This is a genomic window from Plantibacter cousiniae (nom. nud.) (genome assembly GCF_977070315.1).
In genome coordinates, this window is record NZ_CDRVEU010000003.1 from 611,249 (window position 1) to 629,900 (window position 18,652).

The window sequence follows — 18,652 nt, forward strand, 5'->3', positions numbered from 1 at the left end:
CTCTATTCGAAAGTACGATGCCTGAGCACAATGAAGCAAAAAACGCCTAAACGATCACTATGAAAAAACCTTCATCAACGCCGCACGGGACGCTTCTGCAACTTGCGCTGCAAGGTGCGGCGGTGCATGCCCAGCGCCCGCGCAGTTGCGGAAATATTGCCCTCGTGCTCGGTCAGCACGCGCTGGATATGCTCCCACTGCAAGCGATCCACCGACATCGGATTCTCGGGAACCAGCGTGTCGAGGTTGGCGTGCTCGGACAGCAGGGCCGCCAGTACGTCATCCGCGTCAGCCGGTTTGCACAGGTAGTTGCACGCGCCGCGCTTGATCGCTTCGACCGCCGTGGCGATGCTCGAATAACCGGTGAGAATCACCACGCGCATGTCCGGGTCCATTTCCAGCAGCTTGGGCAGCAGCACCAGACCGGAATCGCCGTCCATCTTCAGGTCCAGCGCGGCATATTCGGGAATGTCCTGTTGCGCCAGGGCCAGACCTTCTTCGGCCGAGCCGGCGGTGCTCACGCGAAAACCACGACGGCTCATGGCCCTCGCCATCACACGGGTGAACGTCGCGTCGTCATCGACCAGCAACAGGTGCGGCAGCTCTTCGCCTTCGACCTGGATGTCATCGTCACTCATGCTTCTTCTCCTCGCGTATCTCGGGGCAGGCGCAGCTCGGTGAGCGTACCGCCTTCTTCATGACTGTAGAGCTTCACTGAGCCACCCGCACGGGTGACGCTGGCCTTGCTCAGGAACAGCCCCAGGCCGAAACCTTTGCCCTTGGTAGTAAAGAACGGCTTGCCGATCTGTTCGGCAATCGCCAGCGGCACACCCGCGCCATGGTCGCGAATGCTGATGCAGACTTCCGCACTGTCCCAGTCCAGATTGACTTCAAGGCCATCGGGGCAGGCATCGGCAGCGTTGTTGAGCAGGTTGAGCAGCGCCTGGGTCAGGTCCGGCGGCGGCGCCAGCATCGGCGCTTCGCCCTTGCCCAACTGATAGAAACGGTAACTCACCTCCGGGCGCATCAGATGCCAGCGGTTGAGGGACTCGTCCAGCCAGCGGGTGGCGGTCTGATATTCGACGGCCATGCGCCGATTGGCTTCGGCGGCACGCACCAGTTGCTGCAGGGTCTGCTTGCACTGTTTGACCTGCTCCTGCAGCACGGACAGATCATCCTGCAACGCTGGATCGCTGTGATCCTGGCGCATTTCCTTGAGCAGCACGCTCATGGTTGCCAGCGGCGTTCCCAATTCATGGGCGGCCCCTGCAGCCTGGGTCGCGACGGCGAGCAATTGCTGATCACGCAGGCCTTCTTCGCGACGCTCGGCACGCAGTTGCTCCTGGCGGCGCAGCTCTTCGGCCATCTTCGCAGCAAAGAAGGTAATCACCGCAGCGGCCAACGCAAAACTCAGCCACATGCCGTAGATCTGCATGTTTTCCCGGGCAATGGAGTCGGTTTCCAGCGGGTAGGAGCGCACCATCAGCAAGGTGTACATGCTCAGCGCAAAGCCGGACAGAATCAGCGAATAACGCCATGGCAGCGTGGCGGCGGCAATGGTCAGCGGCACCAGATAATAGGAAACGAACGGGTTGGCCGAGCCGCCCGAGTAATACAGCAGCGCGCTGTGAATCAGCAGGTCCAGCGCCAGTTGCAGCGCATATTCAAGCTCGGTGAGCGGCAGCGAGGTGCGCAGACGAATGACTGTCAGCCCGCAGAGCACCAGCGAACAGCCCAGGGTGATCGACAGTTGCAGCCACGGCAACGGCAGAAAGTCGAACAGCCAGGCCATACCGACCGAGCCGGCCTGCGCGGCCAGCACCAGAATACGGATGAATGTCAGGCGCCACAGGTTTTGCCGTGTGGCTGAAAGCATTTGAACGGGGGCGAGCATGAGCTCTCCTGATGAGTGCTCCAGGCGGATCGCAGCGAGTATAACCAAGCGGGAGACAAAACTGAAAAAGTGCGTCAACGCACCGCACGCCAGAGCACTCGGTCATCGCAGGAACCGGACCAAAGCGCTACAGTCAGAACACTTTGCGCCGCCCGACCATCGTCGGAGGCCGTTTGATAACAAGGAGCTCTCATGTTCAACCTTCGCCCTGCCGCCACCCTCGTCGCGCTGGCTGCGGCTTTTTCCAGCCTGCCCGCCATGGCTGAAGAAGCCCGTTACAACCAGATTTCATTGCGCGCCGAGGTCAATCAGGAGGTGCAGCGCGACCTGATGCTCGTCACGCTGTACACCGAAGCGCAGGACAGCGATCCGGCCAAACTGGCCGCGCAGATCACCGAGACGCTGAACAAGGCGCTGGGGCAGGCGCGCCAGGTCAAGGACGTGAAGATTCGCCAGGGCAGCCGCAACAGCTACCCGGTCTACGACGATAAAGGCCAGAAGATTACCGGCTGGCGTGAACGCGCCGAACTGCGCCTGGAAAGCGCAGACTTTGCTGTGCTGTCCAAGCTGACCGGCGAGCTGCTGACCGACCTGAAAATGGGCGGCATGGACTTCTCGATCTCGCCATCGACGCGCAAGACCAGCGAAGACGCCCTGCTCAAGGACGCCGTGACTGCGTTCAAGGCTCGCGCGCAACTGGTCACCGAGGCGCTGGGCGGTACAGGCTACAAGCTGGTCAACCTGAATCTGAATACCTCGGGCTACCCGCAGCCGTATCTGCGCGCGCCGGTCATGATGATGGCCAAGTCCTCGCGCGAAGACGCAGCTCCGACGCCCGATGTCGAGGCTGGCACCAGCCAGGTCAGCGTCGCCGCGGATGGCGTGATCGAAGTCGCGATACCCTGAGCAGGGTTGATCATTGAGCCCGAGCCCGGAAAAGCGAGCTCCAATCAGCACAACCATCGTTCCCATGCTCGGCGTGGGAACGCAGTTCCGGACGCTCTGCGTCCGATCTTGAGAACGCAGTACCACGCGAGGGATCCATGGGACACACACTTTTCAAACCGCTGCTGTTGACCACCGCGCTGCTGGCCTGCGCACCTTTGGCCCAAGCGGCAAGCACGCTGGTGTATTGCTCGGAAGCAAGCCCGGCCGGTTTCGACCCCAGCCAGTACACCAGCGGCACCGACTTCGATGCCTCGGCCGAAACCGTTTTCAACCGTCTGACCCAGTTCAAGCGTGGCGGTACGGAAGTGGAGCCGGGTCTGGCCACGCGCTGGGACGTTTCGCCGGATGGTCTGACCTACACGTTTCACCTGCGCGAAGGCGTGAAATTCCATACCACGGATTATTTCACCCCGACTCGTACGTTCAACGCCGATGACGTGCTGTTCACGTTCAATCGCCTGCTTGATGCCAACCACCCGTTCCGCAAGGCGTATCCGTCCGAGTCGCCCTATTTCACCGATATGGGGCTGAATACGACGATCAAGAGCGTCGAGAAAGTCGACCCGCTGACCGTCAAGTTCACCCTGAACAACATCGATGCCGCCTTTGTGCAGAACCTGGCGATGAGCTTCGCCTCGATCCAGTCTGCCGAGTACGCAGACAAACTGCTCAAGGAAGGCAAGGCCGAGGACTTGAACCAGAAGCCCATCGGCACTGGTCCGTTCGTCTTCAAGCGCTATCAGAAGGATTCACAGATCCGTTACGTCGGCAATACCGAGTACTGGAAGCCGGAGGATGTGAAGATCGACAACCTGATCTTCTCGATCAGCAGCGATGCCGCCGTGCGCCTGCAGAAGCTCAAGGCCAACGAATGCCAGGTCAGCGGCTATCCGCGCCCGCAGGACATCGAGGAGATGAAAAAGGACCCGAAACTCAAGGTCCTCAGTCAGCCGGGCTTCAACCTGGGCTTCCTGGCCTACAACGTTACGCATCCGCCACTGGATCAGCTCAAGGTGCGTCAGGCGCTGGACATGGCCATCGACAAGCCAGCAATCATCAAGGCGGTTTATCAGAGTGCAGGCCAACTGGCTGAAAATGCCCTGCCGCCGGGTCAGTGGAGCTTCGATCCGACCATCAAGGACGCCCCGCACGACCTGACCAAAGCCAAACAACTGCTCAAGGAAGCAGGTGTGGCACCGGGTACCAAAATCGATCTGTGGGCCATGACCGTCCAGCGCGCGTCGAACCCCAATGCACGCATGTCGGCTCAGATGATTCAGTCCGACTGGGAGAAGATCGGTATCAAGGCCAACATCGTCAGCTATGAATGGGGCGAATACATCAAGCGCGCCAAGGCCGGCGAACATGACGCAATGATCTATGGCTGGACCGGTGACAACGGCGACCCTGACAACTGGCTCGGCGTGCTTTACAGCTGCGCAGCCGTCAAAGGCAGCAACTACGCCAAGTGGTGCGATCCGGCTTACGACAAGCTGGTGCAGAAGGCCAAGCTGACCAGCAACCGCGATGAGCGCATCAAGCTCTATCAGCAGGCTCAGCACATTCTCAAGCAGCAGGTGCCGATCACCCCGATTGCCAACTCCAAGGTGTTTCAGCCAATGCGCCAGGAAGTGCAGGACTTCAAGATCAGCCCCTTCGGCCTGACACCCTTTTATGGTGTCAGCCTGGGAACAGTGAAGTAACAACACAGCGCCAACCGGGTGCATTTTTCTCACCCGGTTGCGCTTTATTGGTGCACGAAACAATTGAAAAAGCGTCGCGCAAACGATCAACTACCAAGAAAGTTACACTTTCGCGACATTCCTGTACGATCGTGCCACTCTTTGTCGCTTCTTTCGCCTCACTGTCTTGCTTTGGGTATGGCCCCTGCATAAGTATCGGACGGATCGGCTCACGAGGTCGTTCCCTCTAATCAAAAATGACAACAACTGAGGCAACCATGCTCAAACACGCGGTCATTCCGTTTCTGGTCGGCGCCAGCTTGCTCGCCAGCGCACCTTTCGCTCACGCTGCATCGAATCTGGTGTTCTGTTCCGAGGGCAGCCCTGCGGGCTTCGATCCAGGTCAATACACCACAGGTACTGACTTCGACGCCTCAGCCGAGACCATTTTCAATCGCTTGAGCCAGTTTGAACGCGGCGGCACCGCCGTGGTGCCAGGTCTGGCAACCAAATGGGACATCTCCGACGATGGCCTGACGTACACCTTCCACCTTCGTGAAGGCGTCAAGTTCCACACCACGTCCTACTTCAAGCCGACCCGTGAATTCAATGCCGATGACGTGCTGTTCACGTTCAATCGCATGATCGACAAGGACATGCCTTACCGCAAAGCGTATCCGACCGAGTTCCCGTACTTCACCGATATGGCGATGGACACCAACATCACCAAAATCGAGAAGATCGACGACCACACCGTCAAGTTCGTTCTGGGCAAGGTCGACGCCGCGTTCATCCAGAACATGGCGATGAGCTTCGCGTCCATCCAGTCCGCAGAATATGCCGCCCAGTTGCTGAAGGAAGGCAAGCCGGAGCTGATCAACCAACAGCCGATCGGCACTGGTCCGTTCGTGTTCAAGAGCTACCAGAAAGACTCCAACATCCGTTACACCGGCAACAAGGATTACTGGAAGCCTGAGGACGTCAAGGTCGACAACCTGATCTTCGCCATCACCACCGATGCTTCGGTGCGCATGCAGAAGCTCAAGAAAAACGAATGCCAGATCACTGCCTACCCGCGTCCTGCCGACCTCGAACCGCTCAAGGCCGACAAGAACCTGAAGATGCCCGATCAGGCAGGCTTCAACCTGGGGTACATCGCCTACAACGTGATGCCTGAGATCAAGGGCGAAGACCATCCAAATCCCTTGGCTCAGTTGAAAGTGCGTCAGGCGCTGGACATGGCGGTCAACAAGCAGCAGATCATCGACTCGGTTTACCAGGGTGCAGGTCAATTGGCGGTCAACGCCATGCCGCCGACCCAGTGGTCCTATGACACCACCATCAAGGACGCCAAGTACGATCCCGAGAAAGCTCGCGAGCTGCTCAAGGAAGCCGGTATCAAGGAAGGCACCGAAATCACCCTGTGGGCGATGCCGGTTCAGCGTCCTTACAACCCCAACGCCAAACTGATGGCCGAGATGCTCCAGTCCGACTGGAAGAAGATCGGTATCAACGCCAAGATCGTCAGCTATGAATGGGGCGAGTACATCAAGCGCGCCAAGAATGGCGAGAACGGCGCCATGCTGATTGGCTGGAGCGGTGACAATGGTGACCCGGACAACTGGCTCGGCACCCTGTTCGGCTGCGACGCACTGAATGGCAACAACTTTGCCAAATGGTGTGACAAGCCGTTCGACACGCTGATCCATCAGGCCAAGGAAACGTCCGATCAGGCCAAGCGCACCGAGCTGTACAAACAGGCGCAACACCTCCTGAAAGACGCAGTGCCAATGACGCCTATTGCGCACTCGACGGTCTATCAACCCATGCGCACCAGCGTGCAGGACTTCAAGATCAGCCCGTTTGGCTTGAACTCCTTTTACGGTGTGAGCGTGAGCGGCAAGTAAAAGTGACAGCTTGCTGCGCCGCTCATCCGGCGCAGCAAACCGCTCTACTTGAATAGCAAGCCCCGAGCGATGGGTTGAAAAAGTGCCGATAACGGCATTCTTCTACTATCACTAAGATATTTCCTACGAGCTTTGCAGCCTTCGAGCCTATATACCGCGGGCCTCTGACGACTTACCGTCGAAGGGCAGCGGCAATGGCAGGAAGCCCGTCGCTTCGTGTCCAGGTGCGCCGGGCATGTCGTGCGAAGTTGCGTGGGGCGACGCCTTTGGGCCAGTTAGACATTCGAGCCTCGGCTCATCCTTCGAGGATAGGGATCATCATGCGTAAAACTCTTGCGATGACGTCGTGCCTGGGACTGTTGGCACTGGCCCCGTTTGCCCAGGCGGCAAGCAATCTGGTGTTTTGCTCCGAAGCGAGTCCGGCTGGCTTCGACGGTGCGCAATACACCTCCTCCACCGATAACGATGCATCCGAGCCGATCTACAATCGACTCACCGAATTCAAGCAAGGCGACACCACCGTGGTTCCAGCGCTGGCGACTTCCTGGGACATCTCGGAAGACGGCCTGGTCTACACGTTTCATCTGCGCGAGGGCGTGAAGTTCCACAGCAACAAGAACTTCAAACCCAGCCGTGACTTCAACGCCGACGACGTGCTGTTCACCTTCAATCGCATGCTCAAGCCCGATCATCCGTTCCGTGTCGCTTACCCGACCGAGTTCCCCTACTTCACCAGCATGGGCCTGAACAAGAAGATCAAGTCCGTCGAGAAGACCGACCCGCTGACCGTCGTGTTCACCCTCAATACGGTCGACGCGGCCTTCATTCAGAACATCGCGATGAACTTCGCCGGCATCCTCTCCGCCGAGTACGCCGAACAGCTGATGGCCAAGGGTGACGTACGCGACATCAACCAGCAGCCTATCGGCACAGGCCCGTTCGTGTTTCAGCGTTATCAGAAGGATTCGCAGATTCGCTACAAGGGCAACAAGGAGTTCTGGGACCCGAGCCGGGTGAAAATCGATCAGTTGATCTTCGCCATCGTGACCGACGCCTCTGCGCGCATGCAAAAGCTCAAGGCCAATGAATGCCAGGTCTCGGTCAACCCGCGCCCGGCGGACCTCGCCAGCCTCAAGGCAGACAAAAGCCTGCAGATCATCGAGAAACCAGGCTTCAATCTCGGCTACATCTCCTACAACGTGCGCCACGAACCGTTGGGCAAGCTGGAAGTGCGTCAGGCGCTGGACATGGCCGTCAACAAGAAGGCGATCATCAACGCGGTTTACCAAGGCGCAGGGCAACTGGCAGTCAACGCCATGCCACCGACCCAGTGGTCCTATGACGACACTATCAAGGACGCCCCCTACGACCCGGAAAAAGCCAGGACCCTGTTGCGTGCCGCGGGCATCAAGGAAGGCACCGAACTGACCCTGTGGGCCATGCCGGTTCAGCGTCCTTACAACCCCAATGCCAAGCTGATGGCCGAAATGCTGCAGGCCGACTGGGCCAAGGTCGGCATCAAGGTCAAGATCGTCAGTTACGAATGGGGTGAATACCTCAAACGCACCAAAAACGGCGAGCACGATATCTCGCTGATCGGCTGGACCGGCGACAACGGTGACCCGGACAACTGGCTGGGCACGCTTTACAGCTGCGCCGCGATTGGCGGCAACAACTACTCGATGTGGTGCGACGAAAAATACGACCAACTGGTCAAGGCCGCCGTTGCGACCACTGACCGCGCGAAGCGTACCGACCTGTACCAACAGGCGCAGCGCTACCTCAAGGAGCAGGTGCCGATCACACCGGTTGCCCACTCGACCGTTAATCAGCCATTGCGCGCCGAGGTCAGGGACTTCCACGTCAGCCCGTTCGGTCGCAACAATTTTTCAGGCGTCAGCATCGTCGATTGATCGAAAACTCCGCACGCCCTCGCCGTCTTGTGTCACGGCGAGAGCGGGCACTTGCGCGTCGATACCTATAACAACGCAGGACCCAAAGTCTTGCACCACCAAAAGCCAGGCTTAAAGAACTGGCATATAAAAAAGTGATAAAGGGAGCTGCACATCGTGAAAACAACTAGCACTGCATTATTGGCATTGTCTCTCTCGTCGTTTGGCGCACTGGTTCAGGCTGAACCGGCAAGCCAGACGTTCGTACCGACCGAGCTGAGTTCAAAGAATGCACAGGCCGACGCCAACGGCTTTATCGAAGACCAACACCTGACCGGCACGACCCGTAACTGGTACGCCAATGAACTCAAGCGTCGCGGCGAAGTGTTCCGCTACAACGACAACGGCGTTGCCGAGCAGACCTCGCGTCGCATCAACTGGCAGCAGGGCACGATCGTCAACTACACCTCCGGCTATACGCAGGGCGTTGTAGGTTTCTCCACCGAACTGGCGCTGTACAACGCCATTGCGCTGGACCGTGACACCGACGACTTTGCCGGCAACTCCAACCGTACCCTGGCACACAGTGACGGTGATGCAGTGGGTCAGTGGAGCAAGATGGGCCTGGGCAACGTGAAGGCGCGGGTTTCCAACACCGTCCTGACCATGGGTCGCCAATCGGTGAACACCCCGGTCATCGCCTTCATCGGCAACCGCGCACTGCCGTCCAGTTTCCAGGGTTTTGCAGTCCAGAGCGACGAATTCAACAACCTGTCCCTGCAGGGCGGCAGCTTCGACCGCGTATCGCCACGTATGGAACAGAGCCTGGACAAGTTCCGCTCCGAGTACGGTGATCGCAGCAAGACGGCCGACCGTCTGGACATGTTTGGTGGTGACTACAAGCCGACCGACAGCCTGACCGCCAGCTTCTATGCGTCCAACCTCGAAGACTTCTGGCACCAGTACTACTTCGGCTTCACCCACGAACTGGGTGACAGCAAGGTGTTCGCCCTCAGCACTAACCTGAACTACTACAAGACTAAGGATGCAGGTCAGAGCAAGCTGGGCGCGATCGACAACGATACCTACAGCCTGTCCTTCACCGGTACACATAACGCGCACAGCATCAGCGTTGCGTACCAGGAAGTTAACGGTAACGAGTATTTCGACTACGCCCACGACACCAACGCGATTTTCCTGGCCAACTCCCTGCTCTCGGACTTCAACGGCCCGAACGAGAAGTCCCTGCAGGTCGCTTACGTACTGAACATGGCCGAATATGGCGTGCCGGGCCTGAAATTCAACATCTACCAGGCACGTGGCTGGGACATCGACGGTACGCACTACAAGGGCACCGGCTACACCGACGTACTGGCAATGGACGGCGAGACTCACTACGAATACGGCATTGGTTCGTCGTACTCCGTGCAGTCCGGTCCGCTCAAGGCCACTGCCATCCGCGCCACCTACACCACGCACCGCGCCAGCGAGAATCAGGCTGATGGCAACATCAACGAATTCCGTCTGGTGACCACCGTTCCGTTCAACATTCTTTGATTCGCTGAAAACCGTTGGGGCGCAAGGCAATGGCCTTGCGCCCCATCATCACCATCGGCGTCAACTCTATGGAGGGTTCACAATGAAACTGTTATCGCTACGCAACTCGATCGCCCTGGCCCTGCTCAGCGTCGCCGTCAGTGTTTCGGCAAAACCCCTGGTGGTCTGCACCGAAGCCAGCCCCGAAGGCTTCGACATGGTGCAATACACAACAGCAGTGACGGCCGATGCCGTGGCTGAAACCGTGTTCAACCGCCTCGCGGATTTCAAACCCGGTACCACGGAAGTGATTCCTGCGCTGGCTGACTCCTGGGAGATCAGCGACGACGGCCTGACGTACACCTTCCACCTGCGTAAAGGCGTCAAGTTCCACACCACCGATTACTTCAAACCGACCCGCGACATGAACGCCGACGATGTGCTCTGGAGTTTTCAGCGTCAGCTGGACCCGAAGCACCCGTGGCATGACAAGTCGAGCGTCGGCTTCCCCTACTTTGAAAGCATGGGCTTCAAAGAGCTGCTGAAAAGCGTCGAGAAAACTGACGACTACACCGTCAAGTTCACCCTGACCCGCCGCGAAGCACCATTCCTGGCCGACCTCGCGATGGCCTTCGCGTCGATCTACCCGGCTGAATACGCTGACCAACTGTTGAAAGCCAACAAGACCGGCGACCTCAACAGCAAGCCGATCGGTACCGGCCCGTTCATCTTCCAGCGCTATGCCAAGGATGCGCAGGTACGCTTCAAGGCAAACCCGGACTACTTCCGCGGCAAGCCGCCTGCCGATGCCTTGATTCTGGCAATCGCCACCGACAACAACGTGCGCCTGCAGAAGCTCAAGGCCAACGAATGTCAGATCGCGCTGTATCCGAAGCCGGACGACGTACCGAGCATCAAGAAAGACCCGAATCTGAAAATCGATGAGCTGGAGGCAATGACCACCGGCTACATCGCTATCAACACCACGCACAAGTACCTGAGCGACGTGCGCGTCCGCAAAGCCATTGACATGACGTTCGACAAGAACGCTTATGTCAACGCGGTGTTCGGCAAGGGCAACGCGCTGGTAGCGGTCAACCCGTATCCGCCGACCCTGCTGGGTTATAACAAAGACCTGAAAAATCCACCGATTGACCTCGACAAGGCACGCGCCTTGCTGAAGGAAGCTGGCGTTCCAGAAGGCACCACGTTTACCCTGTTCACCCGCAACGGCGGCGGACCAACCAACCCCAACCCGATGCTCGGCGCGCAAATGATGCAATCCGACCTGGCGAAGATCGGCATCAAGATCGACATCCGCGTCATGGAATGGGGTGAAATGCTCAAACGTGCCAAGAATGGCGAACATGACATGGTGTCTGCTGGCTGGGCAGGCGACAATGGCGACCCTGATAACTTCCTGACTCCGATGCTGAGCTGTGAAGCGGCGAAAAACGGCGAGAACTACGCCCGCTGGTGCAACGCCGATTTCCAGAAGCTGATCGATAAGGCGCGTGAAACAGTGAACCCCGAGGAGCGCGCTGGGCTCTATGAACAGGCCCAGGCCATATTCAACAAGGATCAGCCATGGATCAGCATGGCTCACACCAGAATGTTCACCGCCATGCGTAAAAATGTGGAGGGCTACCAAATCAGCCCGCTCACAACCAACAACTTCGCCACTACCCAGGTGAAGTAGAAAAACAATCCGGCGAGCTCATAACCCGAGACTCGCCGGAGCATGCCTAACCGGCTGATGAGGTACACACCAAGATGTTTAGTTTTATCGCCCGCCGAGTGGGGTTGCTGATACCCACTTTCTTCGGCATCACCTTATTGACCTTCGCCCTGATTCGTCTGATTCCGGGCGACCCGGTCGAAGTCATGATGGGTGAGCGCCGTGTCGATCCGGAAATGCACGCTCAGGCCATGGAACGTCTGGGTCTGAACAAACCCCTCTACGCCCAGTACATCGATTACATCGGCAAGCTCGCCCAGGGCGACCTCGGTGAATCGTTGCGTACACGCACCAGTGTATGGTCCGAATTCACTTCGCTGTTCCCGGCAACCCTGGAGTTGTCGCTGGCGGCTCTGATTTTCGCGGGTATTCTCGGCCTGCTGGCCGGGGTGATCGCCGCACTCAAGCGAGGGTCCCTGTTCGACCATGGGGTCATGGGGATTTCCCTCGCCGGCTATTCCATGCCGATCTTCTGGTGGGGCCTGATCCTCATCATGTTCTTCTCGGTAACACTGGGATGGACCCCTGTTTCCGGGCGGATCGACCTGCTGTACGACATCCCACCGGTCACCGGCTTCATGCTGATCGACACGCTGCTGAGTGACGAACAGGGTGCGTTTCTCGATGCCCTGCACCACATGATTCTGCCGGCCATCGTGCTGGGTACCATCCCGCTGGCGGTGATCGCCCGGATGACCCGCTCGTCGATGCTCGAAGTATTGCGGGAAGACTACGTGCGAACCGCCCGCGCCAAAGGCCTGTCGCCTGCCCGTGTGGTCTTCGTTCACGGCCTGCGCAACGCGCTGATTCCGGTACTGACCGTGTTCGGCCTGCAAATCGGTACGTTGTTGGCCGGTGCGGTACTCACCGAAACGATCTTCTCCTGGCCGGGTATCGGCAAGTGGTTGATCGAAGCCATTGGCGCCCGGGACTACCCGGTCGTGCAAAACGGCATTCTGCTGATCGCCTGTCTGGTGATCCTGGTCAATTTCGTGGTGGATATCCTCTACGGCTTTGCCAACCCACGCATTCGTCACCAGCGCTGAGATCATCGATATGAGCACCCCTACTCCTGCGGTAGCAGTCGATCAAAGCCTGCTTTACCCATCCCCGTACAAAGAATTCTGGCAAGCCTTCTCGAAAAACAAAGGCGCGGTTGCCGGCCTGCTGTTCATGACCCTGATCGTGTTCTGCGCCCTGTTCGCGCCCTGGGTTGCCCCCCATGACCCGAGCGAGCAATACCGCGACTTTCTGCTCACGCCGCCGGTGTGGCTTGAAGGCGGTCAATGGCAATTCATCCTCGGCACCGACGAACTGGGCCGCGACCTGCTGTCACGCCTGATCCAGGGTTCGCGCCTGTCGCTGCTGATCGGTCTGGCATCGGTGGTCATGTCGCTGATCCCAGGCATTCTGCTGGGCCTGCTGGCGGGCTTTTTCCCGCGCATTCTGGGCCCTTCGGTGATGCGCCTGATGGACATCATGCTGGCCCTGCCCTCGCTGCTGCTGGCTGTGGCCATCGTGGCGATCCTCGGCCCTGGCCTGATCAACACCGTGATCGCCATCGCCATCGTGTCGCTGCCTTCCTATGTTCGTCTCACCCGCGCTGCGGTGATGGGCGAACTGAACCGCGACTACGTGACGGCCGCCCGTCTGGCCGGCGCCACCCTGCCGCGCCTGATGTTCATCACCGTGCTGCCCAACTGCATGGCACCGCTGATCGTTCAGGCCACCCTGAGCTTCTCGTCGGCGATTCTCGATGCCGCAGCGCTGGGCTTCCTGGGTCTGGGCGTACAGCCACCGACGCCTGAGTGGGGCACCATGCTCGCCTCGGCGCGCGACTACATCGAACGTGCCTGGTGGGTCGTGAGCCTGCCCGGTCTGACCATTTTGCTCAGCGTGCTGGCAATCAACCTGATGGGCGACGGTCTGCGCGATGCGCTGGACCCGAAACTCAAGAACGCCGCCTGAGGAGATTCGCATGTCACTTCTTGAAATCAAGAATCTCAACGTCCGCTTCGGCGACGCCAAGGCCGTACCTGTTGTGGACGGCCTGTCCCTGAGCGTCGAAAAGGGTGAAGTACTGGCCATCGTCGGCGAATCGGGCTCCGGTAAATCGGTGACCATGATGGCGCTGATGGGGCTGATCGACTCCCCCGGCATCATCACTGCCGACGCGCTCAATTTCGACGGCAACGACCTGCTCAAGCTCAACGCAAGGCAGCGTCGACGCATTATCGGCAAAGACCTGGCGATGGTCTTTCAGGACCCGATGACCGCTCTGAACCCCAGTTACACCGTGGGCTTCCAGATCGAGGAAGTGCTGCGCCAGCACCTGAACATGTCGGGCAAGGCTGCACGCCAGCGTGCACTGGAACTGCTGGAAAAGGTCGAGATCCCTGGCGCCGCCGCGCGCCTGAATGCCTACCCGCATCAATTGTCCGGCGGCATGAGCCAGCGTGTGGCGATTGCCATGGCGATTGCCGGCGAACCGAAACTGCTGATCGCCGACGAACCGACCACCGCGCTGGACGTGACCATTCAGGCGCAGATCATGGAGCTGCTGCTGAGCCTGCAGAAAGAGCAGGACATGGCACTGGTGCTGATTACTCACGACCTGGCTGTCGTGGCCGAAACCGCCCAGCGTGTCTGCGTGATGTACGCCGGTCAGGCCGTCGAAGTCGGGCAGGTGCCGGGGCTGTTCGATGTCCCTGCCCACCCGTACAGCGAAGCCTTGCTGGCCGCCATTCCCGAGCACAGCATGGGCGCCGAGCGCCTCGCCACGCTGCCGGGCATGGTCCCGGGCCGCTATGACCGTCCACAGGGTTGCCTGCTGTCACCGCGCTGCCCGTACGTGCGCGACAACTGCCGAACCGAACGCCCTGCCCTTGATCCCAAGGCGCACAGTCTGGCGCGCTGCTTCTATCCCTTGAATCAGGAGGTGGCGTAATGAGCGTCGTACTTACCGCCCGCGACCTTACCCGTCACTACGAAGTCTCCCGCGGCCTGTTCAAGGGCACAGCGCTGGTGCGTGCGCTTAACGGCGTGTCCTTCGAACTGGAAGCCGGCAAGACCCTGGCTGTGGTCGGCGAGTCCGGCTGTGGCAAATCGACACTGGCGCGCGCGCTGACGCTGATCGAAGAGCCTTCATCCGGCTCGCTGAAAATCGCCGGTCAGGAAGTTGCCGGGGCCAGCAAGGCCGAGCGCAAGCAGTTGCGCAAGGACGTGCAGATGGTCTTCCAGAGTCCTTATGCCTCGCTCAACCCGAGGCAGAAAGTCGGGGATCAGCTCGGCGAGCCGCTGCTGATCAACACCAGCCTGTCAGCCGCCGAACGCCGCGAGAAAGTCCAGGCGATGATGGCCCAGGTCGGTTTGCGCCCTGAGCACTATCAGCGCTACCCGCACATGTTCTCCGGCGGTCAGCGTCAGCGTATCGCGCTGGCTCGGGCGATGATGCTGCAGCCCAAAGTGCTGGTAGCGGACGAGCCGACTTCAGCGCTGGACGTGTCGATTCAGGCGCAGGTACTGAACCTGTTCATGGACCTGCAGCAGGAATTCAACACCGCCTACGTGTTCATCTCCCACAACCTGTCGGTGGTGCGTCATGTCGCCGATACGGTATTGGTGATGTACCTGGGCCGGCCTGCGGAAATGGGTCCCAAGGAAGAGATCTACAACCGTCCGCTGCACCCGTACACCCAGGCGCTGCTGTCGGCGACTCCGACCATCCATCCGGACCCGCTCAAGCCGAAGATCAAGATCGTCGGCGAGCTGCCCAACCCGCTCAACCCGCCAAGCGGCTGCGCCTTTCATAAGCGCTGCCCCTATGCGACCGAGCGTTGTGCAGCCGAAGTGCCAGAGCTGCGCCTGGTGGATAACCGCCAGGTGGCTTGCCACTACGCCGAGCAATTTGTAGCGGCGTAGCTAAAAGCCAAAAGACTATCGTGCCCACGCTCCAGCGCTCAGCGTTATACACAAGTACGCTTTTGATTCTGGCCAGCGGCCGTGGGAGCGAGCTTGCTCGCGAAGAGGCCAGTAAATCCCCTGAAAATGGGGCATCTGGGCCATCGTATTCGTGAGCAAGCTCACTCCCACAGGGCTCTTGGACGCCCCGCGTCAAGTTTTGAGTATGTGGTGCGGCGCAGATTTGTGACGCAGAGCGTCAACCAAGGCATTCCCACGCTGGAGCGTGAGGAACGATACTCTCAGCTATCGTGCGATGCTTAATACACATCCCGCCGATAACGCCCTTCCTCGATCAATTCGCTGATCGCCTGCTCGCCCAGCACCTCGTTCAACACCTGATCCACGCCCGCCGCCATCCCCCGCAAGCTGCCACAGATGTAAATCGCAGCCCCTTCGTCGAGCCATAGACGCAGTTCCTCGGCCGCCTCGCGCACGCGATCCTGCACGTAGATTTTCTCTGCCTGATCGCGGGAAAAAGCCAGGTCCAGGCGCGTCAGGAGACCAGTCTCCAGCCAGCCCTGCAGTTCAGCGCCGCAATGAAAGTCATGCGCCCGGTTACGTTCGCCGAACAACAACCAGTTGCGCACCTGCCCTTGAGCGATACGCGCCTTGAGCAGGCTGCGTAAACCGGCCAGCCCCGTACCATTGCCCAACAGGATCAGCGGGACAGGTTCGACAGGCAGATGAAAGCTGCTGTTACGGCGCAAACGCAGGCTGACGGCACCGCCCACAGCACAATGTTCGGTAAGCCACCCCGAACCCAGCCCCAGGCTACCGTCGGCATGCACTTCCTGACGCACGATGAGTTGCAGAATGCCATCCTGCGCAATCGAGGCAATCGAGTATTCACGTACGGAGACCGGCACCAGCGCATCGATCAACGCTTGCGCATGCAGCCCCACCAGATGTGAACGGTTCTGCGGTAACTGGCGGCTTTCCAGCGCCTGCGCGAGCGGCTCCTGCAAGCCATCCACGCTGACCGATGCGCCCGGATCGACACCCAGCCCGGCGAGAAACGGCTCGATGACCTGCAGTGTGTGGCGCGGCATCACCTCGACCAGATCCCCCGCCTGCCAATGCGCAAGGGCTGGCGGCGTCAGGTCCAGCAGATAGACCTCCGAACCACTGCTGCCAGCGTTTAAAAGCACGCGCCGGGCCAGCGTCCAGTTCTCGAAAACCGGTGTCTGCCAGTGCGCTGCCGGCACGGAGCCAGTCAACTGCCCCAATTGCTGCTGCCAGTGTTGCAGGGCCACAGGATCGGCGCTGTCCACTTCAACAGGCGGAAACACGCTGCGCCCGCCCTGCTCGGTCAACCAGTCATGCAAACGATGGGCAAAGCCGCAAAAATGCGGATACTGCCGGTCGCCGAGCGCCAGAACGGCGTAATCGAGCTGGTTCAGTGAAAGCGGGCTACCCAGCAGATTGCGCTCAAAACGTCGGGCACTGTCCGGTGCCTCTCCGTCACCAAAGGTACTGACAACGAACAAGGCATTGCGGCTTCGGCATAGCTCTTCTTCGCTCAGATTGCCCAGTTGCTTCACGCGCACCGACAATCCTGAAGCCTGCAACTGGCCAGCGGTCTGCCAGGCCAATTGCTCGGAGAAACCGCTTTGACTGGCGAAACAGACGAGCCAGGATGCGTCATCGTCGTGGTCATCACCCTGAACCTCGCCGCGTGCACGCTCGATATCACGCTTCTTGCGACGTCGATCCAGGTACAGCAACCAGCCAGTAATGAAGAACAGCGGCATCAGCAACGATGCGCCGGTCATGATGATTCGACCGACGAGCCCGAAGTAGCTGCCGACGTGCAGCGCATAATTGCTGGCCAGCAATTGCGCACCGAAACTGCGCTCTGCATAGCGTACAACCGAGCTGACCTGACCATTGGCCGGATCAAGGGTGATGGTGTTCAGCGCGCGCGGGTGCGGTGAATCCTTGAGCAGGTAAAACACCGTGGCAGGCTGACCGCCCGCAGCAGGCAGGCGCAGGTTGTAAGCGCGCAAGTCCGGCCCGGCGGCCTTCTGGATACTGTCCCAGACCGCCACGTAATCGACCACCAAGGGCGATCTTCCAGCAGCCTTGGCTGGCGCAGCGACGTCTTCGTTGAGCGGCGAATCGCCGATCAGTTTATTCAGACCGTTGCTCACCCAGTCATACGACCAGGTGAGTCCCGTGAGGGCGAACAACAGGTAGAACAACAGGCACCAGGTGCCGAAGACCGAATGCAGGTCCCAATTGAAACTTCGGCCTTTCTTTGCCCAGTCAATCGTCAGCCAGACCCGCCAGTTCCGCACTGCGCGAGGCCAGCGCAGGTACAGCCCGGACAGGCAAAAGAACACCAGAATCAGCGTACACGCCGCCGTAACCTGCTTGCCCGCCTCGCCCATGGCCAGATAACGGTGCAGCTTCAGGACAAAGTCGAAAAAACCCTCCCCTACTGCATTGCCCTTAAGCTCGCCGGTGTAGGGGTCGAAATTGCGTTTGGGGCCTCGACGCTCACCTGCTTTGGGCGTGAAAAACACCTGAGCGACACGGTTGCCAGTGGTTTCGACACGCAGAATAGCGACCGTCAGGCCGGTAGTGGCCTCCAGCCTGCGCACCAGCTCAACGGGTGGCAGCGTGGCACCACGCGACTCGACCAACAGCACATTCGGGTTCAGCGCGTCGAGAATTTCGTCCTCGAACGAATACAGCGCACCGGTCATCCCCATTAGGGTCAACACCAGACCTGCCGTGATCCCGAAGAACCAGTGCAACTGAAACAGGACTTTCTTCAGCACGCTCGCCACTCTCACTCATATTTCGCGGCGCAATTAATGCACTGACGGCCATGGCCTGTCTATCTGTAACGTGTCTTTTGCATGTTTCAACGCTTCGAGCAATTTGCTCATCTCGCGAACGTAATCGGTCTTGCAAACCTCGACCGAGGCAAGGGCCGAGAGCTGGTCACGCTTGCCCACTTCGACTTCCAGCGCTGCACGCTTTTCGTCAACCGCTGCCTGCAGTTCGGTCGACTGCGTTCGCTGCTTTTCCCTCAAGCCTACCAACTGATCCTGGAACGTATCGGGTTTCGGCAAAAAAAACGCTGC

14 protein-coding genes are annotated in these 18,652 nt (G+C 59.4%); 10 read left to right on the plus strand and 4 right to left on the minus strand.

Features of this window, described 5'->3' with window-relative positions; genetic code table 11:
* Nucleotides 1-74: 74 nt before the first annotated feature.
* Together ACW55A_RS09600 and ACW55A_RS09605 are read right to left on the minus strand one after the other, a co-directional pair.
* A complete protein-coding gene (locus ACW55A_RS09600) occupies nucleotides 75-638 on the minus strand; it encodes a response regulator transcription factor (protein ID WP_003395104.1) in 564 nt (187 codons plus the stop codon).
* Complete coding sequence (locus ACW55A_RS09605; RefSeq protein ID WP_003431607.1) at nucleotides 635-1,894, minus strand: ATP-binding protein; 1,260 nt, start codon at nucleotides 1,892-1,894, stop codon at nucleotides 635-637. Before ACW55A_RS09605 ends, ACW55A_RS09600 begins: the two co-directional genes overlap by 4 nt.
* Before the next feature lie 192 nt (nucleotides 1,895-2,086).
* On the opposite strand from ACW55A_RS09605, the gene ACW55A_RS09610 reads away from it, so the two are divergent.
* The 10 genes from ACW55A_RS09610 to ACW55A_RS09655 all read left to right on the plus strand — a co-directional run bounded on the left by ACW55A_RS09610 (nucleotide 2,087) and on the right by ACW55A_RS09655 (nucleotide 15,518).
* A complete protein-coding gene (locus tag ACW55A_RS09610; protein ID WP_455809106.1) occupies nucleotides 2,087-2,800 on the plus strand; it encodes an SIMPL domain-containing protein in 714 nt (237 codons plus the stop codon).
* A gap of 137 nt (nucleotides 2,801-2,937) precedes the next feature.
* On the plus strand, nucleotides 2,938-4,545 hold the full coding sequence (locus ACW55A_RS09615; RefSeq protein ID WP_455809104.1) for an ABC transporter substrate-binding protein: 1,608 nt from the start codon (nucleotides 2,938-2,940) through the stop codon (nucleotides 4,543-4,545).
* Nucleotides 4,546-4,802: 257 nt separating this feature from the next.
* A complete protein-coding gene (locus ACW55A_RS09620) occupies nucleotides 4,803-6,431 on the plus strand; it encodes an ABC transporter substrate-binding protein (protein ID WP_044309441.1) in 1,629 nt (542 codons plus the stop codon).
* A 320-nt stretch (nucleotides 6,432-6,751) separates the two neighbouring features.
* Nucleotides 6,752-8,344, plus strand: a complete 1,593-nt coding sequence (locus tag ACW55A_RS09625) for an ABC transporter substrate-binding protein (RefSeq protein ID WP_455809102.1) — start codon at nucleotides 6,752-6,754, stop codon at nucleotides 8,342-8,344.
* Nucleotides 8,345-8,500: 156 nt separating this feature from the next.
* Complete coding sequence (locus ACW55A_RS09630) at nucleotides 8,501-9,880, plus strand: OprD family porin (RefSeq protein WP_003368668.1); 1,380 nt, start codon at nucleotides 8,501-8,503, stop codon at nucleotides 9,878-9,880.
* An 82-nt stretch (nucleotides 9,881-9,962) separates the two neighbouring features.
* The gene (locus ACW55A_RS09635; protein WP_003431611.1) at nucleotides 9,963-11,558 is read left to right on the plus strand and encodes an ABC transporter substrate-binding protein; all 1,596 of its coding nucleotides are present in this window, start codon (nucleotides 9,963-9,965) and stop codon (nucleotides 11,556-11,558) included.
* A 74-nt stretch (nucleotides 11,559-11,632) separates the two neighbouring features.
* On the plus strand, nucleotides 11,633-12,643 hold the full coding sequence (locus ACW55A_RS09640) for an ABC transporter permease subunit (protein WP_003313766.1): 1,011 nt from the start codon (nucleotides 11,633-11,635) through the stop codon (nucleotides 12,641-12,643).
* A 10-nt stretch (nucleotides 12,644-12,653) separates the two neighbouring features.
* Entirely contained in the window at nucleotides 12,654-13,565 is a 912-nt protein-coding gene (locus ACW55A_RS09645) for an ABC transporter permease subunit (RefSeq protein WP_003431612.1), read from the plus strand.
* Between the two features lie 10 nt (nucleotides 13,566-13,575).
* Nucleotides 13,576-14,544, plus strand: a complete 969-nt coding sequence (locus ACW55A_RS09650; RefSeq protein WP_003431613.1) for an ABC transporter ATP-binding protein — start codon at nucleotides 13,576-13,578, stop codon at nucleotides 14,542-14,544.
* Entirely contained in the window at nucleotides 14,544-15,518 is a 975-nt protein-coding gene (locus ACW55A_RS09655; RefSeq protein ID WP_003313770.1) for a peptide ABC transporter ATP-binding protein, read from the plus strand. Before ACW55A_RS09650 ends, ACW55A_RS09655 begins: the two co-directional genes overlap by 1 nt.
* Nucleotides 15,519-15,817: 299 nt before the next feature.
* Here ACW55A_RS09655 and ACW55A_RS09660 read toward each other — a convergent pair whose 3' ends face one another.
* Both ACW55A_RS09660 and ACW55A_RS09665 read right to left on the minus strand, forming a co-directional pair.
* Complete coding sequence (locus tag ACW55A_RS09660; RefSeq protein ID WP_498810863.1) at nucleotides 15,818-18,343, minus strand: PepSY domain-containing protein; 2,526 nt, start codon at nucleotides 18,341-18,343, stop codon at nucleotides 15,818-15,820.
* Between the two features lie 33 nt (nucleotides 18,344-18,376).
* The gene (locus tag ACW55A_RS09665; RefSeq protein ID WP_455809101.1) at nucleotides 18,377-18,640 is read right to left on the minus strand and encodes a binary cytotoxin component; all 264 of its coding nucleotides are present in this window, start codon (nucleotides 18,638-18,640) and stop codon (nucleotides 18,377-18,379) included.
* Nucleotides 18,641-18,652 lie beyond the last annotated feature (12 nt).

Excerpts from the sequence above, each read along its gene's own strand:
- ACW55A_RS09600 (WP_003395104.1), bottom strand. The coding sequence starts at position 638 with ATGAGTGACGATGACATCCAGGTCGAAGGCGAAGAGCTGCCGCACCTG.
- ACW55A_RS09605 (WP_003431607.1), bottom strand. The coding sequence starts at position 1,894 with ATGCTCGCCCCCGTTCAAATGCTTTCAGCCACACGGCAAAACCTGTGG.
- ACW55A_RS09610 (WP_455809106.1), top strand. The coding sequence starts at position 2,087 with ATGTTCAACCTTCGCCCTGCCGCCACCCTCGTCGCGCTGGCTGCGGCT.
- ACW55A_RS09615 (WP_455809104.1), top strand. The coding sequence starts at position 2,938 with ATGGGACACACACTTTTCAAACCGCTGCTGTTGACCACCGCGCTGCTG.
- ACW55A_RS09620 (WP_044309441.1), top strand. The coding sequence starts at position 4,803 with ATGCTCAAACACGCGGTCATTCCGTTTCTGGTCGGCGCCAGCTTGCTC.
- ACW55A_RS09625 (WP_455809102.1), top strand. The coding sequence starts at position 6,752 with ATGCGTAAAACTCTTGCGATGACGTCGTGCCTGGGACTGTTGGCACTG.
- ACW55A_RS09635 (WP_003431611.1), top strand. The coding sequence starts at position 9,963 with ATGAAACTGTTATCGCTACGCAACTCGATCGCCCTGGCCCTGCTCAGC.
- ACW55A_RS09640 (WP_003313766.1), top strand. The coding sequence starts at position 11,633 with ATGTTTAGTTTTATCGCCCGCCGAGTGGGGTTGCTGATACCCACTTTC.
- ACW55A_RS09645 (WP_003431612.1), top strand. The coding sequence starts at position 12,654 with ATGAGCACCCCTACTCCTGCGGTAGCAGTCGATCAAAGCCTGCTTTAC.
- ACW55A_RS09650 (WP_003431613.1), top strand. The coding sequence starts at position 13,576 with ATGTCACTTCTTGAAATCAAGAATCTCAACGTCCGCTTCGGCGACGCC.
- ACW55A_RS09655 (WP_003313770.1), top strand. The coding sequence starts at position 14,544 with ATGAGCGTCGTACTTACCGCCCGCGACCTTACCCGTCACTACGAAGTC.